This is a genomic window from Pandoraea fibrosis, from assembly GCF_000807775.2.
Classification (GTDB): Bacteria; Pseudomonadota; Gammaproteobacteria; order Burkholderiales; family Burkholderiaceae; genus Pandoraea; species Pandoraea fibrosis.
In genome coordinates this window covers 5,345,027-5,367,595 of record NZ_CP047385.1, presented here as the reverse complement: position 1 = coordinate 5,367,595, position 22,569 = coordinate 5,345,027, and the positions used below count along the sequence as shown (strand labels likewise).

Here is a 22,569-nt window from a genome sequence, read left to right as displayed (position 1 = left end):
ACACCGGATCGTGCGACGCACAGTGCGCTCTCTGCCTATCTTAGGTGGCCCATGCGTGTCCCGCAGCGCGGTTAACACGTAGAAGGCAGCACGTAATGGGCGACACGTAGAACGCGGCACATGGCATCACAAGCACGTGAAGCCCTGCGGCGAAGCGTACGTCGGACGATGCGTGAAGTTAAGGGGGAAAGCCGGGGAGATGCGGCCACTGCTACCTGGGAGGCCCTTGGGTAGCGGCATCTGACGATACCATGCATACTCGGAACGCACGTTCCAGACGCGAACGACGATGTCGCGTCGGACGCTTTTTGTACGCAATGGAGTGACCATGATTACCGTGTATCACAACCCGCGCTGCTCGAAGTCGCGCGAAGCACTGGCCCTGGTGGAGGGGTCTCCGGCCGTGGGGGGCAGCGATCTGCAAATCATCGAATATCTGAAGACGCCGCCCACACTGGCCGAACTCAAGCGTCTGCACAAACTGCTTGGCGTGCCTGTGCGCGACATGATTCGCAGCAACGAAGCCGAGTATGCGGAATTGGGGCTGGCCGACACGACGCTGACCGACGACGCGTTGCTCGCCGCCGTGGCAAAGCACCCGAAGCTATTGCAGCGTCCTATCGTGGTGAACGGAGACAAAGCCGTGATTGCACGTCCGCCCGAGTTGGCGAACAACGTGCTGTAAGCGGCCGGCGTCAGAAGGAGAAGGACGCGCGACGCATGACACGTCGCGCGATGGGCTGTGTGGGTTGAGCGGGTGTGGTCCGCGGGAGTGACCAGGGCCGCGCGGCGCTTCAGCCGTGGGCCGTGCTGTCTTTGCCGGGCCCGGTTTCAGGCGATTCGGCGTCCGCTTCGGCGACGGATGCCTGCGCTGCCGCCGCCGATCCGAATACCGGCGCATCGGCGTTGGCCGTGAGTCCGGCACCCCGCCAGCCCGGGAGTTCGGACAACGTCTTCTGCTGTTCGCGCAGCTCGGCGAGCATGTTGCAGAAGAGCGCGCCTTGTTCGAGCGCGTCGTCGAGCGCCACGTGCGTGTGCGGCAGCGGGTCGAGCCAGACTTGCGGCAAGCGCGGCTTGATGCACTTGCGGTAGGGCATGCCGGTCATCGCGAACGCGAGCGTCTTGATGTCGAGCGCCGACCACGAGAACGGACAACGTCCGACGAAACGCATCATGTACCAGAACATGAAGGTGAAATCGAACCCCGCCGGGTAAGCGACGAACACCGGTTTGCCCGGTAGCTTCTCTACCCACTTCACATACGCCTTGAGCGCTTTGGCCGGATCTTCCGGGTCGACGCGGCAAGCAGCCCACGCTTCGGGCTCGGTCTTCCACCATTTCATCGTCAGCGGATGGCCCTTCGCATCCGGCAGGCACTCGAGGTTGGCGCTGAAGGTGCCGATCAATTCCTTGTCCGCCGTGTAGGCCGCCGAGGCGAAGCTCAGCATCGAATGCGGCCCGGGGATCGGGCCGTCGGCTTCGACATCGGTGCTGACGAAAATCTCCTCGTCCACGGGAATGATGCGCGACGGGGTGCGGGACATGGCCTCACTCATACGGCGCTCCGGGCGAGTACGGCGTCGGCAACATAAGGATTGGTCTCGCGCTCCTGACCGAACGTGGACACGGGGCCGTGTCCCGGAATGAACGTCACGTCGCTGCCGAGCGGCCAGAGCTTGTCGCGGATCGAGGCGATCAGGTCGGCATGATTGCCGCGCGGAAAGTCGGTGCGGCCGATGGAGCCGGCGAACAGGACGTCGCCGACGCTCGCCAGACGCTCGTCTGCCGAGAAGAACACCACATGGCCCGGTGTATGGCCGGGGCAATGGAACACGTCCAGGGTGACGTCGCCGAACTGGACGGTATCGCCGTCACCCAGCCAGCGGTCGGGGGTGAACGGCTCGGGCTCGGGGAAGCCGAATCGCGCACTTTGCGCCTCGAGCTGGTCGATCCAGAAGGCGTCGTCCGGGTGGGGGCCCTCGATCGGCACGTTGTACTTCGCCGCGAGTGCGCCTGCGCCACCGCAATGGTCCAGATGGCCGTGCGTCAGGAAGATCTTTTCGAGCGTCACCCCCTGGCGTTCGATCTCGCCCGCGATCCGGTCGATATCGCCACCGGGGTCGACCACGGCGGCGCGCTTCGTCGCATCGCAGACGAGCAGGGTGCAGTTTTGCTGGAAAGGCGTGACAGGAATCAGGGTGACGTTCATGAGTTATCGGGGACGCAGTTTTCGCTATTGTAATTCGGGCGGGGGTGCCACCGCCCGGCGTCCCGCGCGAGCCCGATGCACCCGACGAGTGTCGCGCCCTTGCCGGAGGGGATGCCAGGCGTTTCCAAAAGCGTCCGGACAGCGTGAACTGTCGAATGAGGTAACGCTTTGTAAACAAGTCTCTCCATGTAAGTGAACGCTCGCTGATGGGTTGACTTTGACGACGTGTTAAACTCGCAGGCTATGCGAACACGCGACATGCTCACACGGTTCGCGGTTGGTTGCGTCCTCGCCCTGACGTTGACAGCCTGCACAACGCCGCTCGAACCCCCCAGCCAAACGGCTGCCGCCACTTCGGCGACAGGCGAGCGCGCCCGTGCGCGCGAAGCCAACGCACCGGTCGGCTCGAGCTTCGATTTGCACTGGCCGGGCCGGTCGTATCGCGCCGAAGGCCTCAATCCCGGCGACCCCGATGCACCGGATCGCGACGGTGAAGCTCGTCTGCGCGCCGATGCCGGCACGTTCTTTCAGAGCGGTATGGCGTCCTGGTATGGCAAGAAATTCCACGGCCGACGCACGGCTACAGGGGAAGCGTTCGACATGAACGAGCCGACCGCCGCGCATCCGACGTTGCCGCTGGGAAGCTTCGCGCTGGTTCGCAACGTCGCCAATAACAAGACCGTCGTCGTCAAAATCAACGATCGCGGGCCCTATGCCCGAAATCGCATCATCGATCTGTCGTTTGGCGCGGCAAAGCAACTCGACTTCATTCGTGCCGGCCACGCCAAGGTCGAAATCCGTCGCCTGTCCCGCAGCGAAGTCGCGGCCCTCGGCCTGGACAGCAACACGCCCTGACGCGCCCCCATTTGCGGTTTGTCGCCGCATCTCATCTCTGAACCTCATTCCGAATCTGCCTCGGAACCCTCTTAAAAAATGGGACGCCGCTCGCGCATTTATTGTGTGAAAGCGCACGTTCTCATTGGAATTATCCGAATTATTTCGTTTTTTGGCGTATCTCATGGATTGAACGCATCGCATGAACGTGCGTGCTGACGATCATGGGCGACCGAATCGTCTATTTTTTTTCCGATTGCCGCATCAATCTGCCACCAATTGGGCGCAATCCGACGTTCCGCGGGCCTCCGGGGCCGTTGCGCTGGCAACCGTTGTTCGCTGCCGGGGATGTGGGTAGACTGTGCCCCACGCGCAGGTGCACGCTTTGTGTGCATCCGAATGAGGCCCGCAGAGACCCGGGCACGGCGCACCTATCAAAAAGTATTCCTGGAGGAGTTTTGATGTCGACAATGGGCAAACACGCCAAGCGCACTCTGCTGTGCGCCGTGGCCGCAGCGTTGTTGGGGACGACCGGCGCGGCATTCGCGCAAACGACGAAGTCGGTGGCCGTGCTCGCCATCGTGGAGCATCCGGCACTCGACGCCATCCGTGATGGCGCGCGCGACGAACTCAAGGCGGAAGGCTACGAGGTCGGCAAGAACCTCAAGTGGGAATACCAGAGCGCACAGGGCAATGTCGGCACGGCCGCGCAGATCGCCCGCAAGTTTGTGGGCGACAAGCCGGACGCCATCATCGGCATCGCCACGCCGACGGCACAGGCCGTCGCGGCCGCCACCAAGTCGGTGCCGCTGGTGTTCTCGGGCGTGACCGATCCGGTCGCCGCACAACTGGTCAAGAGCTGGGAGCCGTCGGGCACCAATGTGACCGGTGTGTCGGACAAGCTGCCGCTGGACAAGCAGGTCGCGCTGATCAAGCGCGTGGTGCCGAACGCCAAGCGCGTGGGCATGGTGTACAACCCGGGTGAAGCCAATTCGGTCGTGGTCGTCAACGAGCTGAAGAAGCTGTTGCCCGCCGCCGGCCTGACGCTGGTCGAAGCCGCTGCACCGCGCACCGTCGACATCAGCTCGGCTGCCAGCAGCCTGGCCGGCAAGGTCGACGTGATCTACACCAACACGGACAACAACGTCGTGTCGGCTTACGAATCGCTGGTGAAGGTGGCTAACGACCGCAAGATCCCGCTGGTGGCGTCGGATACCGATAGCGTGAAGCGTGGGGCCATTGCGGCGCTGGGCATCAACTATTACGACCTGGGCCGTCAGACGGGCAAGGTGGTCGGCCGTATCCTGAAGGGCGAGAAGCCGGGTGCGATCGCTTCGCAGACCAGCTCGAATCTGGAACTGTTCGTGAACACGGCTGCGGCCGCCAAGCAAGGCGTGACGCTGTCGGACGATCTGGTGAAGGAAGCCAAGACGGTCATCAAGCAGTAAAGTGCGCGCGACACCGGTGAGGCGGGCGAATGCCTGCGGCACCGGCGAGTGACAGGGCGGCGTCCGGACACGATCTGTCCCCGCCGCTCTTTTCCTATCGAATGGGTGGGACGGCTCCCCCCGAACGCGGTCGCACAACGACCGGCTATGACCCGAACTGGCCTATGTCGGCCGTGCGAGCGCTGATGCCGAGACCCGGCATGGGCCGTCTTGCGCAGTGGAATAACGAAAATGTCCCTTTTTTCTATGATGGGCGCACTGGAGATCGGTCTGATCTTCAGCCTCGTGGCGCTCGGGGTGCTGATTTCCTTCCGCATCCTCAATTTTCCCGATCTGACCGTTGACGGCAGCTTCGCGCTTGGCGGCGCGGTGGCGGCGACGCTGATCGCCGGCGGCACCAATCCCTTTGCGGCGACCGTCGCGGCGATGGCGGCCGGGGCGTTGGCGGGCTTCATCACGGGCTGGCTCAATGTGCGTCTGAAGATCATGGATCTGCTCGCCAGTATCCTGATGATGATCGCGCTCTATTCCGTGAACCTGCGTGTGATGGGCGCGCCGAACGTGCCGCTGATCACGTCGCCGACGGTCTTCACGATGATCCTGCCGGAGAATGCACCGGACTGGCTGCCGGACTTCGTGCTGCGTCCGCTCCTTCTGCTGGTGGTGGTGGTCGTAGCGAAGCTCGGTCTCGACTATTTCTTCTCGTCACAGCAGGGTCTCGCCATGCGTTCGACGGGCGCGAATTCGCGCATGGCTCGTGCACAGGGCGTGAACACGGGACACGAGATTCTGGCCGGCATGGCGCTGTCGAATGCGCTGGTGGCACTCGCCGGTGCGCTGTTTGCACAGTCTCAGGGCGGTGCGGATATTTCGATGGGGATCGGTACCATCGTGATCGGTCTGGCGGCGGTGATCATCGGCGAGACGATTCTGCCGGCGCGACGCCTCATTCTCACCACGCTCGCGGTGGTCGTCGGGGCGGTGTTGTACCGCTTCTTCATCGCGCTGGCGCTCAACAGCGATTTCATCGGTCTGAAAGCGCAGGACCTCAATTTGGTGACGGCCTTGCTCGTCGCGGTGGCGTTGGTGCTGCCGGCGACGCGTCGCAAGCTGTTCGCCCGTAAGAACGGAGGCGCCTGATCATGTTGAGCGCAAAAGACCTCAAGATCACTTTCAACCCGGGCACGCCCATCGAGAACCGCGCGCTGCGAGGCATGTCGCTCGAGATCCCGACGGGCCAGTTCGTGACGGTCATCGGTTCGAACGGTGCCGGCAAATCCACCTTCCTGAACGCGATCAGCGGTGACTTGTCGGTGGATTCGGGCACGATTTCCATCGACGGCAACGACGTGACGAAGAAAACGGCGTGGCAGCGCGCGAGTCAGGTGGCGCGCGTGTTTCAGGACCCGATGGCGGGGACGTGCGAGGCGTTGACCATCGAGGAAAACATGGCGTTGGCGGTCAAGCGCGGCGAGCGCCGGGGCTTCGGCTTTGCGCTGAATCGGGGGCTGCGCGAGCGGTTCCGCGAGAAGCTGAGTCTGCTTAATCTCGGGTTGGAGAACCGGCTGTCGGACCGTATCGGGTTGCTCTCCGGCGGTCAGCGTCAGGCGGTGAGTCTGTTGATGGCGTCGTTGCAGCCATCGCGAATTCTGCTGCTCGACGAACATACGGCCGCGCTGGACCCGAAAACGGCGGCGTTCGTGCTGGAGTTGACGGCGCGCATTGTGCAGGAAAGCAAGCTCACGGCGATGATGGTCACGCACAGCATGCGTCAGGCACTCGATTACGGCGACCGCACCGTGATGTTGCATCAGGGGAAGGTCGTGCTGGACGTGTCGGGCGAGGCGCGTAAGGGCCTGGATGTGCCCGATCTGCTGCAAATGTTCGAACGCACGCGTGGCGAACAACTCGACGACGACGCGCTGCTGCTGAGCTGATCGTCGTTACGCGATGAAAAAGCCCGCTTCGGCGGGCTTTTTTATTTGGCGGCGCTTGGGGAACGGAGCAATCGGTATCGGAAGCTTCCGATTCCTGACGTCTCAGGACACCGCTTCCCGCGTCCCGGCAATCAACCGTTTTTCAACGCGAGCGCGCGTTCGTAAAGGGCATTCTTTGGGGCGCCGGTAATCGCTGCCGCGAGCTTGGCGGCGCTTTTCGTCGGCAGTTCCGCAACGAGGAGCGCGAGGACGCGTTGCGCTTCGGCGTCGACGCCGTCTTCGCTCGCACTCGCCGTCGCACCGGAAACCGCCAGCACGAATTCGCCGCGTTGACGATTCGCGTCGGCCTTCAGCCACGTCACCCCTTCACTCAGCGCGCACTCGTGAATGTCTTCGAAGCGCTTGGTCAATTCGCGCCCGATCAACAGTCGTCGATCGCCGCTCAGGCCGTCAGCCAGTGCGGCGACCGTCTCCACGATCCGATGCGGCGCCTCGTAGAAGACCTGCGCCGACGTCGACGCCGCGAGTGCTGCAATCGCCTGAGCCCGCTGCTGCGCCTTCGACGGCAGGAATCCCACGAACGTGAACGACTCCACCCAGGCGCCGGCCGCCGAGAGCAGCGTGATCACCGCGCTTGCGCCCGGCACCGGCACCACGGCGAGGCCCGCAGCCCGCACGGCGTCGACCAGCCGCGCACCTGGGTCCGAGATGCCGGGCGTGCCGGCATCCGAAATGTAGGCGATGCGCTCGCCGCCGCGCAGGCGCTCGACGAGTCGCGTTGCCGCCTCATTCTCGTTGTGTTGATGGGCCGCAATCAGCGGCTTGTCGATGCCATACCGTTGCAGCAACTGCGCACTGTTACGGGTATCTTCACAGGCGATGGCGTCGACCAGGCCGAGGATGTGAAGCGCTCGCACGGTGATGTCGGCGGTATTGCCCAACGGCGTGGCCACGACGTACAGCGTGCCGGTCGGGTAATGCTGGCCTTCGGCCAGCGACATCAGACGATCATCCATGTCGAAGGGCTCCCGCCAACGAAAGGGCTGCCTCGCGGGGTCTGCGGGCGTGGGGAATACCGGCATCGCCGGTCTGGGTAAACATCGGAACAACCATGTCGAATCAGCTTGGAGAATCGTTCGAGGGCCGCGCGCAGACGCTGCTGGAGCGACGCGGCTGGCGGCTTGTCGCGCGCAACTATCGGTGTCGCGGCGGCGAAATCGACCTCATTATGCGGGATCGCGCCGGGGTACTGGTATTCGTCGAGGTGCGCGCCCGCGCGCGCAGCGACTTTGGCGGAGCGGCCGAGAGCATTACGCGTGCCAAGCGACGTCGCCTGATGCTCGCCGCGCGTCATTACCTTTTGCGGCGTCCTGCGGGGCGTTGCCGCTTCGACGTCGTGGCGTTCGATGGCCATCCGCCGGTGGTGCGCTGGCTGCCTGACGCCTTTGGCGCCGACGACGGTTGACGAAACCCGCGTCCCCCGGCCCTGTTACACTTGCGAAAGTGCCGTTTTCAAGACTGATGGCCTGTGAATGCCGGCCGACGCAGACAAGTCCTCAAGGGGTTTCCACGCGAGGCCGGCAGCTTTTCCGATACCCTGGCAAACGACCATGTCGATCGAACGAATTCAGCAACACTTCACGGATAGCGTCCTTACCAAAGAGGCGTCGCGCGATGCGCTGCCGGAGTACATCGCCGCAGCGGCAGACCTCATGGTGGAAGCGCTTTCCAACGGCAATAAAATTCTCGCTTGCGGTAACGGCGGCTCGGCGGCCGACTGTCAGCATTTCGCGGCGGAGCTGGTCGGGCGTTTTGAGCGCGAGCGTCCGGAACTGCCGGCCATTGCGCTGACGACAGACTCGTCGATCCTCACGGCCGTAGGCAACGATTACAACTTCGACGCCATCTTCTCCAAGCAGGTGCGGGCGCTCGGCCGGGAAGGCGACGTGCTGCTCGCCATCACCACATCGGGCAATTCCAGCAATGTGCTCGCCGCGATCGAAGCCGCGCACGAGCGTGACATGCATGTGATTGCCCTCACCGGCAAGGGCGGCGGCAAGGTCAACGATGTGCTCGGCGAGCTCGACGTACACATCTGCGTGCCGGCCGATCGTACCGCGCGAATTCAGGAAGTTCACCTGCTGACAATTCACTGCCTTTGCGATCTGATTGACTCGTTGCTGCTCGGCGACGAATGAACCAATTGTCATCGTAGGGCGTCAACATGACGGGCATCGGGTCGCGGGGGCGGGCGGTGCCGGCTGAGTGCGGCGGGGGCCGCCCCGTTCGACCATCCAATAAGGAGAAAGCCCGATGAGTTTCCAACGCGTGGTTAAGCCGCTTGCTGCGGCAGCGTTGATTGTTGCAACCCTGGGCGGCTGCGCCCCTATCATCCTCGGCGGCGCTGCGACCGGCGCACTGGTCGCCACCGATCGTCGTTCCGTCGGCGCGCAGACGGAAGACCGCGAAATTCAGGTCAAGGCCGAAGCCAACATCGCCAATACCCTGACCGACGACGCCGTCCATGTGAACGTGACCGTCTTCAACCGTCGCGTATTGCTGACCGGCGAAGTGCCCGACGACAAGAGCAAGCAACGCGCGGTGGACATCGTCAAGCAGATCAGCAATGTGCGCGGCATCGTCGACGAAATCGCCATTGGACCGAAGAGTTCCTTCGGCTCCCGCTCGAACGATGCCTGGATCACCAGCAAAGTGAAGGCCAACCTGATCAACACCAAGGAAATCTCGGCCAACGTCTTCAAGGTGGTCACCGAGCGGGGCGACGTCTATCTGCTGGGTCTGGTCTCCGAAGAGGAAGGCCGTATCGCGGCGAACGTAGCGAGCCGGATCGATGGTGTGCAGAAGGTGATCAAGCTCTACGAATACGTGAAGCCTGAAGAGGCGCAGCGCCTGTCGACCGAAGCCGAGAAGAACCCGGCGCCGGCTCAGGCGGACGACGCGAACGCCGCGACGGTCACGACCACGCCGATCGGCACCGACACGGTGACGGCCAAGCCGCTGTCCTCGCCTGCCCCGATCAGCGAGGGCCCCGTCAAGCCGGGCCCGTCGACCAAGACCGGTAACTGACGCACGCACCCCACGCCCCGGATTCCTCCGTGCGCATGCGTGCTGACATCGACTCAGCAGGAAGCCGCCGCTATCGACCTCGTCATGCCATGACGAACCCGTCGATAGCGGCGGCGTTCGTTCTGACGAGCGCCGCATGGCTCGCCGTCACGGGTGCCGCGTTCGCTGCCCCCGCGTCCGGCGCGCGTGCCGCGTCTCCGGTGGCTGCCGCGCAAACGGCTTCGCAAACGTCGCGGCCCGACTGGCAGGCCCGCGACTGGGCGATGGCGTGTATGAGTTGTCACAATGCGTCGGCGCCAGTGAGTGCCGGTCAGCCGGCGCTACCAACGCTGGAGGGCCGCCCGGCGGCGGAACTCATGACGCTATTGCAGGCCATGCGTGACGGGCGGCGGCCCGCCACACTGATGCCACAGCTTCTCAAAGGCTACCGCGACGACGAGTTGCAGCGCATCGCCGCGTATTTCGCGGCGCAGCCGGCAGCGAAAATGCCGTCAGCATCCGAGCGTCAATCTTCATCAGGCGGACACGATGCGTCGCCGTAATTTTCTTCTCGGATTGGGCGCGACGGCGGCATTGGCCGGTGCCACTCCCACGAGGGCCGCACCTCTCTGGCCGACGCCGGTAAAGGGGCGCGCGCGCGTGGTCGTCATCGGTGGCGGGTTCGGCGGGGCCACGGCCGCGAAGGCATTACGCGTGCTCTCCGGCAACACGATCGATGTCACGCTTGTTGAACCGAATCCGGCATTCGTCTCGTCGCCGTTATCGAATCTGGTGGTCGGTGGAAATCTGCGGGTCAGCGACCTGACGGTGTCATACGACGCGCTCGTCGCGCGCCACGGCGTGGTCTGGCGGCGCACGCGAGCCGCCGCCATCGACGCCGCCGGCAAACACGTGCAATTGGCAGACGGCAACCGCCTCTCCTACGACAAACTGATCGTTGCCCCCGGCGTATCGTTGCGCCGCGATGCTATCGCCGGGCTCTCCGATCCGGCGATCCGCGACGCCTTGCCGGTGGCATGGACCGATGCACGCGAAAGCACTGCATTGCACGCCCGCCTGCAAGCGATGCCCGACGGCGGTGTATTCGCCATCACCATTCCCGACGCGCCGTTTCGCTGCCCCCCCGCGCCCTACGAGCGCGCGTGTCAGGTGGCCGCGTGGCTCAAGCAGCACAAGCCGAGGGCGAAGGTGCTCGTCTTCGACGCCAACGATCAGGTGCTTGCCGAAGCGGAGCAGTTTCAAGAGGTCTGGCGCACGCAGTTCGCCGGTATCGTCGAGTATCACCCGCAGTTCAATTGCACCGACGTGGCCATCGACGGCACCCGGCAGATCGCGCGCTTCGAACTAGGGGAGGAGGTCCGGGCCGATGTGCTCAACGTGATCCCGCCCATGCGGGCAGGCGATATTGCCGTCGAGAGCGGACTCGCTACGGCCAACGGCCGCTGGTGCGATGTCGATTTCCTGACGTTCGCTTCCAAGGCGCACGCCGACATTCATGTTCTCGGCGACGCCATCCAGATCGCGCCGCAAATGCCGAAGTCGGGCCACATGGCGAACCAGCACGGCAAGGTCTGTGCCGCCGCCATCGTGGCGACCCTGTCCGGCCGCACGGTCAACTCCGCGCCGCTCTATAGCAACACTTGCTACACGTTCGTGTCGGCCACCGAAGCGATGCACGTGGCGAGCGTTCACCGATATGACGCGGCACAGCGCACCATGCTCCCGGTGCCGGGCACAGGCGGCGCCTCGCCGCGCGCCACGCGAGACGAATTCGCGCTGGGACTCGCATGGGCACAAGGCATCTGGGCAGACATGCTGGCCTGACGGGGATGTCGGCGGCATGCACTGCTGTCGAAATGCGTTTGGAGGATAGTCTCTAAGCGACGCCATGTACGTGCTGCCGACGCGCACGATCCGGTTGTTGTGTCGGTGCCGAATCTCCCCGAAATCCCCCGTTGACGGGGCCTCACGCCTCTCGGTTACACTGGCCGGACGAAAAAATAAGCGTTGGGGGGCATAGGGATGGCGCATCGCCAGGGAGAGTCCCGTCTAGCGTCACGCATTGCGCGTGGGGGCTCGGGCAAGTCTGTTCGCAACCGCAAAGTCGTCGTTCGATTTGTTGCCGTATCACTCTCAGCCATCAGCCTGTTGGGCACGCAGCAAGCCTGGGCCGACGCCAGCCCCGTGCGCGGCGATCCGCTGCAAAGTCTTCCGAAGATTGACGTCCCTAAAGCCGCCGCCCCGACACTGCACATTCAGGCGCCGACGCAGGAAGACGCCCTCAAGTCGCTGCTCGCCCGCAAGATCACGCCTCAGCGTTTCGGTATCGAAGGGGTCAAGTCCCTGCCTTTCGAGTCGGTGGCGGGATTGTTCGCGCCGATGGCGGGTAAGGAAGTGACCATCGGCGATCTGGTCGAGAAAGCCAATCAGGTCACGAAGATGTATCAGGACGCGGGCTACCTGCTGTCCTTCGCGTTCGTCCCGGCGCAGGATTTCAACGACGGCTTCGTGCGCGTGACCGTGGTCGAAGGCTATATCTCGAGCACGAAAATCACCGGCAAGCCGGGGCCGTCCGAGCAGCGCCTGCGCGATATCGCGGCGCATATCGAGGCGGAGCGTCCGCTCAAGCGTGCGACGTTCGAGCGGTATCTGAATCTGCTCACGCTCGTGCCCGGCATGAAGATCAAGGCCGACGTGCAGCCACCCACGCAGACCGACGGCGCGACCGAGCTTTCGCTGGATGTGTCGCGTCAGCCCGTGGCGCTGGGCACGTCGCTCTCGTATAACAACCCGGGCATTCGCGGCGTATTTACCGTGTCGAGCAACGCGCTCACACCGCTTGGCGAACAGATTCAGCTCACCGCGATTGCCCCCAAAGGACACAACGACGAGGAGTTCTATGCGGCGTCGTACATCCAGCCGCTGGGCTCCGACGGTTTGCAGGCGCGTGTCGATGCGTCGCACTATCGCGGTCAGCCGGACGATCAGGCGCTCGCGGGCCTCACGCGACACCTCGACACCAAGCGCGTCGCCGTGAGCGTGTCGTATCCGATTTTGCTGAACAATCAGCGCAGCCTCACGGTCAGTGGCGGCATGTATGGCGTGAATTCGCGCGACCGCTACGAAGTGCCGAATTCGCCGAACAACATCAATTCGCAGACGAACGTGCGCGCCGGGCAAGTGCAGCTCGCGTATAACGAAGTCACCGACAAGCAGACCCGCAGCGCCACGCTGGGGGTGTTCAAGGGCTTCAACGGGATGGGCGCGAGCCAGTCCTACACCACGCAGCCGGCGGGCGTGGCCCAAATCCTCGGTCCCTACGATCTGGCCTTCTGGCGCTTCACGCTCGATGGCAAGCAAGGCGTTGTGTTGCCGTGGGATTTCGGTGTCATCGTCTCGGCCGGCGCCCAGTACAGCAGCAACACACTGCCGACGTCCGAGCAGGCGACGTTCGGTGGCCAGCGTTTCGGTCTGGGCTATCCGGCGGGCGAAATCGCCGGGGACAAGGGCTGGGGCGCGTCGATCGAGTTGAACCGGATGTTCCGCACAGACTTCCGCTATCTGAAGACGATCCAGCCGTATCTGATGCTCGATACGGCTCGTGTCTATCTGAACTACGGACAGTTGTTCCACAATCAGCTCGCCTCTGTCGGGCTGGGCGTTCGGATTTCCGACAGCAAGTACTATTCGCTCGACCTGTCGGTGGCTAAACCAATGGCCGACGCTCCGACCAACTCGCCGAACCGGCCGCTGCGGTTCAATGCGAACTGGTCGTATCAATTTGAGTGAGACGCGGCAGGTTTCCCGCGTCGCCACCCCCTGCAAGGGACGAAGTCCGCTGAAAACGTGGTTCCGGCGGGCCGTCCCTTGTTACTTTTCTTATCGGGTTTTTCCCTGATGTCCCCATCCGCCGTGTCGCCTGGTGAGTCGCTGCCGCTGCCCGCCGGTTCGGCGCCTGCCAGCGCGCAAGCGTATGAGGTTGGGAGCGCTATATCCGACGGTATACACGGAAAGTGGTTTGCCAAACGCAAAATCCGCGCCGTCCGGCGAAATGCATCGGGGTCCGATATGTTGCAGTGCAGCTTGCTTCTGTCGCCCGTTATTTTGATTATCCGTATATGCGTATGTGGGCATATACGGAATTTTCCTTGCCTTCACACGAACTCAAAGACTGACCGTCATGGAAGAACTCGATCGCGTATTCGAAAAGGTGTCGCACTACTTCAGTCTGCTCTCGGAGCCGACCCGGTTGCGAATTCTGCACGCGCTGTGCGGTGGCGAGCGCTCGGTGAACGAGGTGGTGACGCAGGTGGGTTCGTCACAGACGAACGTCTCGCGGCATCTCGGGGCGATGTATCAGGCGGGGGTGTTGTCGCGCCGTCGCGACGGGAATCAGGTGTATTACACGATTGCCGATACCGGGGTGGTCGAGATCTGTCGCGCCGTGTGCGTGCAGGTCGCCGGCCGAATCGAGGAGGAGGCCCTGCCGGAGCGTGCCGTCGATGGCTTCATGCCACGCGGGCACTGACACACGCCGCAGGTCGTTGTGGAACCGTAGCACTGCAGCATGGCAAGACCCGTAAGACAGCGCGGCAACGAGACCGCGTTCAAAAGCTAGAACAAAAGCGGTAAGCCGCCCGTGTCCTCGCGATACAGGCGGCCGCCACAAAACGCGAGGAGACAGGGTGAGCAAGACCAGCGATAGCGCATCGCGAGCCGGCCGTTTGCGCCGCGCTCCGGAGAATTTCGTCGACAACAACCTCGCCGCCGACATCGTTCGCGACGGATTGAACCCGACCCGACGCAGCTTCCTGCAGCGCAGCTTTCTGGCGGCAGGGGCTGCGCTGGCGGGCGGCGCCGCCTTCGCCGCCGACGCCCCGGCCAGTGCCGGCGCCGCTGGCGACCCGATGATTCTCGAACCGCGCCCATGGGCCACCTCGCTGGGGCAGGCGGTCGCGGCACGTCCCTATGGCATGCCGTCGAAGTACGAAGCGAACCTGCAACGGCGTCAGTCGCCGGGACTCACGCAGACGGCGCAAGCCTCGGTTGCCTTCACACCGTTGCAAGGCCTGTTCGGCATCATCACGCCGAGCGGTCTGCACTTCGAGCGTCACCATCAAGGCTGGCAGGAGATCGATCCGACGCAGCATCGCCTGATGGTGCACGGTCTCGTGCGCGAGGCGAAGGTGTACACGATGGACGACATCATGCGTCTGCCCTCGGTGTCGCGCATGCACTTCATCGAGTGCGGCGCGAATACCGGTATGGAGTGGGGCAACGCAGCGGTGCCGACCGTTCAGTACACGCACGGCATGCTGTCGTGCTGCGAATTCACCGGAGTGCCGTTGTCCGTGCTGCTCGACGACGTGGGCGCCGACACCCGGCGCGGCCAGTTCGTACTCGCCGAAGGCGGCGACGGCTCCGGCATGACCCGCACGATCTCGATGGAGGCGGCGCTCTCCGACGTGCTCGTCGCGTGGGGCATGAACGGCGAAATGCTGCGCCCCGAAAACGGCTATCCGTTGCGACTGGTCGTGCCCGGTGTGCAGGGCGTGTCTTGGGTGAAATGGCTGCGTCGCATCAAGGTGGGCGACGCGCCGTGGAATACCAAGGATGAAACCAGTCACTACGTCGACCTGATGCCGGACGGCCAGCATCGTCAGTACACCTCGATTCAGGAGTGCAAATCGGTGATCACGTCGCCCTCGGGAGGGCAGGCGTTGCTTGATCGCGGCTATTTCAATGTGACCGGTCTCGCGTGGTCGGGGCGAGGCCGCATCAAGCGGGTCGACGTGTCGACCGATGGCGGCAAGTCGTGGCGCGCGGCACGCCTCGAGTCGCCGGTGTTGCCGAAGTGCCTTACGCGCTTCAACTTCGACTGGCAGTGGGACGGATCGCCCGCGCTGCTGCAAAGCCGTGCGGTGGACGAGACGGGTTTCGTACAGCCCCGATACCGGCAGCTCCGCGATGTGCGTGGCACTAAGTCGATTTATCACAACAACGCGATCCAGACATGGCAGGTCGCAGCCAACGGGGAGGTGACCAATGTTCATGTCGATTGAACGCAAGTCTCCTCGCCAGGTGATGCAGCGCATACAAATGTTGATCGTCGCCGGACTCTGGGCGAGTGCGTTGGCGCTCGTGGCCCTGACTGTCGTGGCGTGGCTTTCATCGCCGGCGCAGGCTGCATCGTCGGCCCCCGTCAAGATCAAGACGCCCACCGGGATCGGACGCGACGCCACGCCCGCAGAAGTCAGCGCGTGGGACATCGACGTGCGTCCCGACTTCAAAGGGTTGCCGAAGGGGCAGGGTTCTGTGGCGGACGGCCAGAAGCTGTTCGACGCGCGCTGCGCGTCGTGTCACGGCACGTTCGGCGAGAGCAACGAGGTGTTCAACCCGCTGGTCGGCGGGACCACGGCGGATGACATCAAGACGGGGCACGTGGCGTCGCTGCGCGCGAATAACCAGCCGGTACGTACCACGCTCATGAAAGTCGACACCGTCTCGACGATCTGGGATTACATCCGTCGGGCCATGCCGTGGAACGCGCCGCGCTCGCTCACGCCGGACGAGGTGTATGCGGTCACGGCCTACATCCTGAATCTGGGCGAGATCGTGCCGGCGGACTTCGTGCTGTCGGACAAGAACATCGCCGACGTGCAGAAACGCATGCCCAATCGCAACGGCATGACGCGTGCGCACGGCATGTGGCGCGTGGGCGACAAACCGGATACTCATAACAAGGCGTGTATGCAGGATTGTCCTGAGGCTGGTATCGTGACGTCCGCACTCCCTGCGTACGCCCGCGACGCACATGGGGATCTGGCCGCGCAGAACCGTGTCATCGGACCGGTGCGCGGTGTCGATACGAAGCTGCCGCCGCTGTCGGGCACTGCCGCGCAAAATGCGTCGGTGCGCAAGACGGCGGCTCTCGTCACGCTTGGCATGACGAGTCCGGACGCGCCGGCCCAAACCGCCGCTGTGACGTCACCGGCAGCAACGCTTGCGGACAAGAACGGTTGTCTGGCCTGTCACGGCGTGACCGACAAGAAGATCGGGCCCGCCTTCTCGGAGGTCGCCACCAAGTACCATGGGCAGTCGGATGCGACTGAAAAACTGGTGGCGAAGATACGTGCCGGAGGTGCCGGTAACTGGGGCAGCATGCCAATGCCGCCTCAGGCACAGGTCGCCGAAACCGACGTCCGCACGATGGTCGACTGGATTCTCCGTGGTGCACATTGAGCGGGCAGGGTGTCCGACGGATGCGCCCGGTTCTCAAGGCCGCCGCAGGACCCCGTCCCCTACACAAACCGAAGGAGATACGATGAAAAAGTTGCTGATCGCTGCGGCCATGCTGGCCGGCACCTCGCTGGCGCACGCCGGTGTCGACGTTGCTGCGGCGACCAAGCTCGCGGGTGCCAACGCCTGTATGGGTTGCCATGCCGTCGACAAGAAGCTCGTGGGCCCGTCTTATCAGGAAGTCGCTGCCAAGTACAAGGGCGACAAGGATGCCGTGGCCAAGCTGGTGAAGAAAGTGAAGGGTGGCGGTTCGGGCGTCTGGGGTCCGATCCCGATGCCGGCACACCCGAACCTGTCGGATGCCGACGCCAAGATCCTCGTCGAGTGGGTCCTGGCTGGCGCCCCGGCGAAGTAAAGTCGGGGCAGGGGGCTCGCTGGCACGCCGTCATGCAATACCGGGCGGCGGGTCGGGCGAGCGAACGGCGGCCGGTGTGTTCGGTGCCTTCGGCACATGACGCATCGGCGGCCTTCAGAGAAGGAAATACACAGAGATGAACCAACAGCGACGCGACATGCTGCGGTTTTCCGCGGTAATGGGACTGGCGGTGGCCGCCGGGCTGATCAAGCCCGAAGAGGCTCGCGCGGCACAGGTGGAATGGAACAAGGCAGCGTTTGCGACCAAGAGCGTGGCCGATACGGTCAAGGCGCTGGGCGGCACGAGCGCAAGCCCCAGCGACCTGGTCGTGCTGACCGCTCCCGACATTGCCGAGAACGGTGCGGTCGTGCCGGTGGCGGTGACGAGCAAGGCACCGAATACGCAATCGATCGCGATTCTGATCGAGAAGAATCCGAACACGCTCGCCGCGTCGTTCGACATTCCCGAGGGGACCGAACCGTCGGTGACCACGCGCGTGAAGATGGGGCAGACCTCGAAGGTCTACGCCCTCGTCAAAGCGGATAACAAGTACCTCGTGGCCGAGAAGGAAATCAAGGTCACGCTGGGCGGTTGCGGCGGTTAAGCGGCGCATCGTCGCACTCTAGAGGAGCACAACATGGGTAATCCGATGCGCATTCGCGCAACCGAGGCCGGCGGTGTCGTCGAGGTCAAGGCGCTGATGAGCCACATCATGGAAACCGGTCAGCGCAAAGACGCTTCCGGTAATATCGTCCCCGCACACTTCATCCAGACGGTCACGGTCACCTGCAACGGCAAGACGGTGCTCACGGCGGAATGGGGCCCGGCGGTGTCGAAAGACCCGTTCATGTCGTTCAAGTTCAAGGGCGGCAAGAAAGGCGACAAGGTCACGGTGACGTGGACCGACAACAAGGGCGACTCGCGGACCGACGAGGCGAGCGTCGCCTGACACGGGGCGAATGCCGGGAAGTGCGCGGTGGCGCAGGCGGGGAGCCTCCCCGCGATGCGCCGAACAACCCCACACAGAGGAGAGTCAGATGCTTGAGGCGCAACATAGCGCACGGGTGAGCACCCCACGTCACGCAGCATGGCTGCGTCGGACTATGCTCGGCGGCATGCTCGCCATCGCGGGTGCCAGCGCCCCCGTCGCCGTTGTACACGCTGCCGATAGTTCGACGGCCGACGCTATCGCGCAATACCGCGAGATGCTCGCCGACGGCAACCCGGCCGAACTGATCGAAATGCGCGGCGAGGAACTCTGGAAAACGCCGCGCGGCCCGAACAACGTCTCGCTTGCCCAATGCGATCTGGGTCTGGGTGCAGGTGTCGTGAAAGACGTCTACGCCCAACTGCCGCGTTACTTCCCCGATACGAAACGTGTGCTCGACGCCGAGTCGCGCATCGTCGAATGCATGGTGAATCTGCAGGGCTTCAAGCGCGCAGACGTCATCAAGCAACCGTTCTCCAAGGAAGGTCAGGACCCGACCGATCTCGAAGCGCTCACGGCCTATGTGGCAGGCCAGTCGCGCGGTGCGGTCATTCGCGTGCCGCAGTCGCACAAGGAAGAGAAGGAAGCCTACGCGCGTGGTCAGAAGATCTTCTATTACCGCGCCGGGCCGTATGATTTCTCGTGCGCGTCGTGCCACGGGTCGGACGACAAGCGTATTCGCCTTCAGGATCTGCCGAATCTGACCAAACCCGCGGCGGCGCGTCAGGCGTTTGCCACGTGGCCGGGCTATCGCGTCTCGCAAGGCGCGCTGCGCACCATCCAGTGGCGCATGTACGACTGCTTCCGTCAGCAGCGCATGCCTGAGCTGAACTACGGCTCGCAGGCATCCGTCGATCTGATTACCTTCCTCGGTGTGATGGCCAACGGCGGCAAGATGGACGCCCCCGGCCTGAAGCGCTGACCGATCACGAGGCACACCCATGAAATCATTCGCATTGCGCGCGACGAGCGTCGCGCTGGCAGCGGCCGGGGCACTCGTCGTCGGCATGGCGTTCGCACAGGGCGAGGGCACGAAGCTCGTCACCGGTTCGACCGACGCGGCCGTCGTGCAGGAACTGCGCGACTCGTTCCGTCCTTCGGGCATCGCCCAGCTCGATCGCATCGATCAGAGCGAATTGCAGAAGCTGTGCACGCAGTACGCAGTCAAGCCGATGCCGGCGAAGATTGCAGAGCGTCTGCAAAAGGCCGAACTGGCAAACGTCAAGGCGCCGGCTGACGGCAAGTATCTCGGCGACTGGAAGGAAGGCGAGAAGGTTGCGCAGAACGGCCGCGGCATGCAGTTCACCGACAAGGCGGACACCGTCAACGGCGGCAATTGCTACGCGTGCCACCAGTTGACCAAGAGCGAGATATCGTTCGGCAACATCGGCCCTTCGCTGTACAACTACGGCAAGCTGCGCGGCGATTCGCCCGAGGTGGTCAAGTACACGTGGGCGAAGGTCTACGACTCGCACAGCTATATGGCGTGTTCGAACATGCCGCGCTTCGGTGCGGCGGGCATCCTGACGGAACAGCAGTTGAAGGACGTCATGGCGCTGTTGCTCGATCCGGCCTCGCCTGTGAACCAGTAAGTCACCGCCGTTGCGGCGCGCGACCCGGGTCTGTCCGACCGGGGTCGCCGCCGACTTCCGGAGTGCTGCATGACATCCCTGAAATTTCCGAGCCGGGCCGCTGAGCGTCACGGTTCGTCGCAATGTGCCCGCTCGCGTGAGTGGTGGCGAGGTGCGCGTGTGCCGGCTTCCGATGTTAAGACGCCTTTCGCGCGTACGACCTTCTGGCAAATGGGCGCGCCATCGATGCGTTCGGTGCGCGCTGTTATCGACTTCGCCTTCGGCGCGGTGCTTCTTCCAATGCGCAAGATTGCGCGACGAGCGGGGATCGACGTGCTCAGACGTATCCGGGCGGTGACAGGCGCGGCGTTAGCCACGGGGGCGATGGTTCTCGGCACGCCGGCGCATGCGATCGAGGTTGGCGACACCGTCACCTTGCCGTCGCTCACGTTGCTCGACGGCAAGACGTTGCCCGCCAGCGCGTTCAAGGACCGTACGGTGATCGTCGAGTACTGGGCGTCGTGGTGCCCGTTCTGCGCACAGCAGAATCCGCATGTGCAGAAGCTCTACGAGGCCACGCGCGGCAAGCCGATCCAGATCGTCACGCTCTCCATCGACAAGAAGCCGCAGGAAGCCGTCGACTATATGAAGGCGCATGGCTATACGTTCCCGGCGGGCATGGAAAACGACGCGTGGCAGGCGGCGCTGGGTAAGCGCCGTGGATTGCCGGAGTTGTACGTGATCGGCCGTAACGGCAAGGTGCTGCGCAAGGAAGTGGGCGAGATGTTCGGCGAGGACGTGGCGGCGCTCGCGGATTACGCGGGGAAATAACGACATGACTCGGACGGGTGACGCGACGGCGTGAGCCCGTGACGGGAACTGGCGAGGTGAGGCAGTGAGGCGGGCGTGGCACGGTCGTCGCGCAATGGCGGTGACGACCAGATGGCGCGATCCGATCCTGCCCGGATGGATCTCATCGAATAACGAAAAAGCAGGCGCGCCGCACGACGTGTGCGCTACGGAGACGAAATGAATCGACGCGAGTTCATGCAGGTGCTGGCGGTGGCAGCGGCCGGAGGAATGGCGCTGTCGCATCACGAGACGGCTGCGGCCAAGGCGGCTGCGGCGTTCTACGATCTGCCGACGTTCGGCAACGTGCACCTGCTGCACTTCACCGACTGCCATGCGCAGTTGTTGCCGATCTACTTCCGCGAGCCGAGCGTCAATCTGGGCATCGGTGCGCAGGCCAACAAGCCGCCGCATCTGGTGGGCGAGGCTTTCCTGAAAGCCTATGGTCTACGTCCCGGCACGCCTGATGCGTATGCGTTCACCTATCTGGATTTTGCGGCGGCGTGCCGCACCTACGGCAAGGTCGGCGGTTTCGCGCATTTGGCTACGCTGGTCAAGCGCATGAAGGCGTCGCGCCCGGGAGCATTGTTGCTCGACGGTGGCGACACCTGGCAGGGCTCCGGCACCGCCATGTGGACGAAAGGCCAGGACATGGTCGACGCCACGCTCGCGCTGGGTGTCGATGTCATGACTGCGCACTGGGAATTCACGTATGGGGCGGACCGCGTGAAGTCCGTCGTCGAGGAGCAGCTCAAGGGCAAGATCGACTTTGTCGCGCAGAACGTGCAGACGAACGATTTCGGCGACCCGGTCTTCGCGCCTTATACGATCAAGACGATGAATGGCGTGCCGGTGGCGATCATCGGGCAGGCGTTTCCGTACACTCCGATTGCGAACCCGCGCTACTTTGTCCCGGACTGGACGTTCGGGATTCAGGAGGAGCGCTTGCAGTCGATGGTCGACGAGGTGCGTGGCAAGGGCGCGCAGGTCGTGGTGGTGCTGTCGCACAATGGCATGGATGTGGACCTGAAGCTCGCGTCGCGCGTGCGCGGCATCGACGCGATCATGGGCGGTCACACGCACGACGGCGTGCCGAAGCCGGTCGTCGTGGAGAACGCGGGCGGCAAGACACTCGTGACCAATGCCGGGTCGAATGGCAAGTTTCTGGCGGTGCTCGACTTCGACGTGAAGGGCGGCAAGCCGGTGGACTTCCGCTACAAGCTGCTGCCGGTGTTCTCCAATCTGCTGCCGGCCGATGCGCCGATGCAGGCGCTCATCGAGCGTGTGCGTGCGCCGTTTGCCGCGAAGCTGGCCGAGCCGCTGGCGGTGACGGAGGGCGTGCTGTACCGCCGGGGCAACTTCAACGGCACCTTCGACCAGTTGCTGCTCGACGCGGTGATGGCCGAGAAGGACGCCGAAATCGGCTTCTCGCCGGGCTTCCGCTGGGGAACGTCGCTGCTGCCGGGCGCGACGATCACGATGGAGCAACTGCTTGACCAGACGGCAGTGACCTATCCGTACACGACGCTCACGCCGATGACTGGCGAGACGATCAAGACGGTGCTGGAGGACGTGGCCGACAACCTGTTCAATCCCGACCCGTATTACCAGCAGGGCGGGGACATGGTGCGGGTGGGCGGCATGGACTACACGATCGATCCGATGGCACCGATGGGGCAGCGGATTACGGAAATGCGTCTGAACGGCAAGCTGATCGAGACGGGCAAGACGTACAAGGTGGCCGGCTGGGCGCCGGTGGCCGAGGGAGCGCAGGGCGAGCCGGTCTGGGACGTCGTGGCGCGGTATCTCAGGGCTCAGAAGACGGTTGTTGCAAAAGCGCCGAAAGTGCCGTCCATCAAGGGGATGAAGGGGAATCTGGGAGCGGTTTGAGTCGCGGGCGGCCACCGGGTGAGGGCGAGGCCTGGGCGCCCCGGGTTTTGTCGGAGAAACGCAAATCCCGAGCAATTTTGTCGGCTGCTCGCCGTGCCCAAA

The 22,569-nt window shown here is 63.8% G+C and carries 24 protein-coding genes; 21 read left to right on the top strand and 3 right to left on the bottom strand.

Annotated features, from left to right (window positions below):
* Window positions 1–328 precede the first annotated feature (328 nt).
* Complete coding sequence (gene arsC, locus PI93_RS23715) at window positions 329–685, top strand: arsenate reductase (glutaredoxin) (RefSeq protein ID WP_039372929.1); 357 nt, start codon at window positions 329–331, stop codon at window positions 683–685.
* Window positions 686–794: 109 nt separating this feature from the next.
* Here the strand turns inward: arsC and PI93_RS23710 are convergent, their stop codons facing one another.
* Together PI93_RS23710 and PI93_RS23705 are read right to left on the bottom strand one after the other, a co-directional pair.
* Window positions 795–1,544, bottom strand: coding sequence for a 3'-5' exonuclease family protein (locus PI93_RS23710; protein ID WP_224786205.1), 750 nt, complete (start codon window positions 1,542–1,544; stop codon window positions 795–797).
* 8 nt (window positions 1,545–1,552) lie between these two features.
* A complete protein-coding gene (locus tag PI93_RS23705; protein ID WP_039372932.1) occupies window positions 1,553–2,209 on the bottom strand; it encodes an MBL fold metallo-hydrolase in 657 nt (218 codons plus the stop codon).
* A gap of 258 nt (window positions 2,210–2,467) precedes the next feature.
* Between PI93_RS23705 and PI93_RS23700 the strand changes: the two genes are divergently transcribed.
* From PI93_RS23700 to PI93_RS23685, 4 genes are all read left to right on the top strand, one after another.
* The gene (locus PI93_RS23700; protein ID WP_052240841.1) at window positions 2,468–3,064 is read left to right on the top strand and encodes a septal ring lytic transglycosylase RlpA family protein; all 597 of its coding nucleotides are present in this window, start codon (window positions 2,468–2,470) and stop codon (window positions 3,062–3,064) included.
* 440 nt (window positions 3,065–3,504) lie between these two features.
* Complete coding sequence (locus PI93_RS23695) at window positions 3,505–4,491, top strand: ABC transporter substrate-binding protein (protein WP_039372934.1); 987 nt, start codon at window positions 3,505–3,507, stop codon at window positions 4,489–4,491.
* Between the two features lie 231 nt (window positions 4,492–4,722).
* A complete protein-coding gene (locus PI93_RS23690) occupies window positions 4,723–5,631 on the top strand; it encodes an ABC transporter permease (RefSeq protein WP_039372936.1) in 909 nt (302 codons plus the stop codon).
* Between the two features lie 2 nt (window positions 5,632–5,633).
* Window positions 5,634–6,428, top strand: coding sequence for an ABC transporter ATP-binding protein (locus PI93_RS23685; protein ID WP_039372940.1), 795 nt, complete (start codon window positions 5,634–5,636; stop codon window positions 6,426–6,428).
* A 131-nt stretch (window positions 6,429–6,559) separates the two neighbouring features.
* Here the strand turns inward: PI93_RS23685 and rsmI are convergent, their stop codons facing one another.
* On the bottom strand, window positions 6,560–7,444 hold the full coding sequence (gene rsmI / locus PI93_RS23680; RefSeq protein ID WP_039372943.1) for a 16S rRNA (cytidine(1402)-2'-O)-methyltransferase: 885 nt from the start codon (window positions 7,442–7,444) through the stop codon (window positions 6,560–6,562).
* Window positions 7,445–7,539: 95 nt separating this feature from the next.
* On the opposite strand from rsmI, the gene PI93_RS23675 reads away from it, so the two are divergent.
* The 16 genes from PI93_RS23675 to soxB all read left to right on the top strand — a co-directional run bounded on the left by PI93_RS23675 (window position 7,540) and on the right by soxB (window position 22,467).
* Window positions 7,540–7,893, top strand: coding sequence for a YraN family protein (locus PI93_RS23675; RefSeq protein WP_039372945.1), 354 nt, complete (start codon window positions 7,540–7,542; stop codon window positions 7,891–7,893).
* Window positions 7,894–8,038: 145 nt separating this feature from the next.
* Window positions 8,039–8,626, top strand: coding sequence for a phosphoheptose isomerase (locus PI93_RS23670; protein ID WP_039372947.1), 588 nt, complete (start codon window positions 8,039–8,041; stop codon window positions 8,624–8,626).
* A gap of 115 nt (window positions 8,627–8,741) precedes the next feature.
* Window positions 8,742–9,515 carry a BON domain-containing protein gene (locus PI93_RS23665; protein WP_039372951.1) on the top strand — a complete coding sequence of 258 codons (774 nt, stop codon included), beginning with the start codon at window positions 8,742–8,744 and terminating at the stop codon, window positions 9,513–9,515.
* Between the two features lie 29 nt (window positions 9,516–9,544).
* Window positions 9,545–10,057, top strand: coding sequence for a c-type cytochrome (locus tag PI93_RS23660; protein ID WP_144400466.1), 513 nt, complete (start codon window positions 9,545–9,547; stop codon window positions 10,055–10,057).
* Complete coding sequence (locus PI93_RS23655; protein ID WP_039372953.1) at window positions 10,044–11,339, top strand: NAD(P)/FAD-dependent oxidoreductase; 1,296 nt, start codon at window positions 10,044–10,046, stop codon at window positions 11,337–11,339. Before PI93_RS23660 ends, PI93_RS23655 begins: the two co-directional genes overlap by 14 nt.
* 324 nt (window positions 11,340–11,663) lie before the next feature.
* Complete coding sequence (locus PI93_RS23650; protein WP_236105672.1) at window positions 11,664–13,304, top strand: ShlB/FhaC/HecB family hemolysin secretion/activation protein; 1,641 nt, start codon at window positions 11,664–11,666, stop codon at window positions 13,302–13,304.
* A gap of 391 nt (window positions 13,305–13,695) precedes the next feature.
* On the top strand, window positions 13,696–14,043 hold the full coding sequence (locus tag PI93_RS23645) for an ArsR/SmtB family transcription factor (RefSeq protein WP_052240844.1): 348 nt from the start codon (window positions 13,696–13,698) through the stop codon (window positions 14,041–14,043).
* Between the two features lie 157 nt (window positions 14,044–14,200).
* The gene (gene soxC, locus PI93_RS23640) at window positions 14,201–15,577 is read left to right on the top strand and encodes a sulfite dehydrogenase (protein ID WP_039372955.1); all 1,377 of its coding nucleotides are present in this window, start codon (window positions 14,201–14,203) and stop codon (window positions 15,575–15,577) included.
* A complete protein-coding gene (locus tag PI93_RS23635) occupies window positions 15,567–16,757 on the top strand; it encodes a c-type cytochrome (RefSeq protein WP_407945340.1) in 1,191 nt (396 codons plus the stop codon). The genes soxC and PI93_RS23635 overlap by 11 nt, the downstream gene beginning before the upstream one ends.
* An 82-nt stretch (window positions 16,758–16,839) precedes the next feature.
* The gene (locus tag PI93_RS23630) at window positions 16,840–17,169 is read left to right on the top strand and encodes a c-type cytochrome (RefSeq protein ID WP_039372956.1); all 330 of its coding nucleotides are present in this window, start codon (window positions 16,840–16,842) and stop codon (window positions 17,167–17,169) included.
* A gap of 136 nt (window positions 17,170–17,305) precedes the next feature.
* Window positions 17,306–17,773 (top strand): thiosulfate oxidation carrier protein SoxY, encoded by a 468-nt coding sequence (gene soxY, locus PI93_RS23625; protein WP_039372958.1) that lies wholly within the window; start codon window positions 17,306–17,308, stop codon window positions 17,771–17,773.
* Between the two features lie 33 nt (window positions 17,774–17,806).
* Window positions 17,807–18,118 carry a thiosulfate oxidation carrier complex protein SoxZ gene (gene soxZ / locus PI93_RS23620; protein ID WP_039372960.1) on the top strand — a complete coding sequence of 104 codons (312 nt, stop codon included), beginning with the start codon at window positions 17,807–17,809 and terminating at the stop codon, window positions 18,116–18,118.
* A 154-nt stretch (window positions 18,119–18,272) separates the two neighbouring features.
* A complete protein-coding gene (gene soxA, locus PI93_RS23615; RefSeq protein WP_080759314.1) occupies window positions 18,273–19,079 on the top strand; it encodes a sulfur oxidation c-type cytochrome SoxA in 807 nt (268 codons plus the stop codon).
* Window positions 19,080–19,098: 19 nt separating this feature from the next.
* Window positions 19,099–19,749 (top strand): sulfur oxidation c-type cytochrome SoxX, encoded by a 651-nt coding sequence (soxX, locus tag PI93_RS23610; RefSeq protein WP_039372963.1) that lies wholly within the window; start codon window positions 19,099–19,101, stop codon window positions 19,747–19,749.
* A 363-nt stretch (window positions 19,750–20,112) separates the two neighbouring features.
* The gene (locus PI93_RS25135) at window positions 20,113–20,559 is read left to right on the top strand and encodes a TlpA family protein disulfide reductase (protein ID WP_144400467.1); all 447 of its coding nucleotides are present in this window, start codon (window positions 20,113–20,115) and stop codon (window positions 20,557–20,559) included.
* A 198-nt stretch (window positions 20,560–20,757) separates the two neighbouring features.
* A complete protein-coding gene (gene soxB / locus PI93_RS23600) occupies window positions 20,758–22,467 on the top strand; it encodes a thiosulfohydrolase SoxB (protein ID WP_039372965.1) in 1,710 nt (569 codons plus the stop codon).
* Window positions 22,468–22,569: the final 102 nt, after the last annotated feature.

Coding starts and splice junctions, on each gene's coding strand:
- arsC (WP_039372929.1), top strand. CDS start 329: ATGATTACCGTGTATCACAACCCGCGCTGCTCGAAGTCGCGCGAAGCA.
- PI93_RS23710 (WP_224786205.1), bottom strand. CDS start 1,544: ATGTCCCGCACCCCGTCGCGCATCATTCCCGTGGACGAGGAGATTTTC.
- PI93_RS23705 (WP_039372932.1), bottom strand. CDS start 2,209: ATGAACGTCACCCTGATTCCTGTCACGCCTTTCCAGCAAAACTGCACC.
- PI93_RS23700 (WP_052240841.1), top strand. CDS start 2,468: ATGCTCACACGGTTCGCGGTTGGTTGCGTCCTCGCCCTGACGTTGACA.
- PI93_RS23695 (WP_039372934.1), top strand. CDS start 3,505: ATGTCGACAATGGGCAAACACGCCAAGCGCACTCTGCTGTGCGCCGTG.
- PI93_RS23690 (WP_039372936.1), top strand. CDS start 4,723: ATGTCCCTTTTTTCTATGATGGGCGCACTGGAGATCGGTCTGATCTTC.
- PI93_RS23685 (WP_039372940.1), top strand. CDS start 5,634: ATGTTGAGCGCAAAAGACCTCAAGATCACTTTCAACCCGGGCACGCCC.
- rsmI (WP_039372943.1), bottom strand. CDS start 7,444: ATGGATGATCGTCTGATGTCGCTGGCCGAAGGCCAGCATTACCCGACC.
- PI93_RS23675 (WP_039372945.1), top strand. CDS start 7,540: ATGTCGAATCAGCTTGGAGAATCGTTCGAGGGCCGCGCGCAGACGCTG.
- PI93_RS23670 (WP_039372947.1), top strand. CDS start 8,039: ATGTCGATCGAACGAATTCAGCAACACTTCACGGATAGCGTCCTTACC.
- PI93_RS23665 (WP_039372951.1), top strand. CDS start 8,742: ATGAGTTTCCAACGCGTGGTTAAGCCGCTTGCTGCGGCAGCGTTGATT.
- PI93_RS23655 (WP_039372953.1), top strand. CDS start 10,044: ATGCGTCGCCGTAATTTTCTTCTCGGATTGGGCGCGACGGCGGCATTG.
- PI93_RS23645 (WP_052240844.1), top strand. CDS start 13,696: ATGGAAGAACTCGATCGCGTATTCGAAAAGGTGTCGCACTACTTCAGT.
- PI93_RS23635 (WP_407945340.1), top strand. CDS start 15,567: ATGTCGATTGAACGCAAGTCTCCTCGCCAGGTGATGCAGCGCATACAA.
- PI93_RS23630 (WP_039372956.1), top strand. CDS start 16,840: ATGAAAAAGTTGCTGATCGCTGCGGCCATGCTGGCCGGCACCTCGCTG.
- soxY (WP_039372958.1), top strand. CDS start 17,306: ATGAACCAACAGCGACGCGACATGCTGCGGTTTTCCGCGGTAATGGGA.
- soxZ (WP_039372960.1), top strand. CDS start 17,807: ATGGGTAATCCGATGCGCATTCGCGCAACCGAGGCCGGCGGTGTCGTC.
- soxA (WP_080759314.1), top strand. CDS start 18,273: ATGCTCGGCGGCATGCTCGCCATCGCGGGTGCCAGCGCCCCCGTCGCC.
- soxX (WP_039372963.1), top strand. CDS start 19,099: ATGAAATCATTCGCATTGCGCGCGACGAGCGTCGCGCTGGCAGCGGCC.
- PI93_RS25135 (WP_144400467.1), top strand. CDS start 20,113: ATGGTTCTCGGCACGCCGGCGCATGCGATCGAGGTTGGCGACACCGTC.
- soxB (WP_039372965.1), top strand. CDS start 20,758: ATGAATCGACGCGAGTTCATGCAGGTGCTGGCGGTGGCAGCGGCCGGA.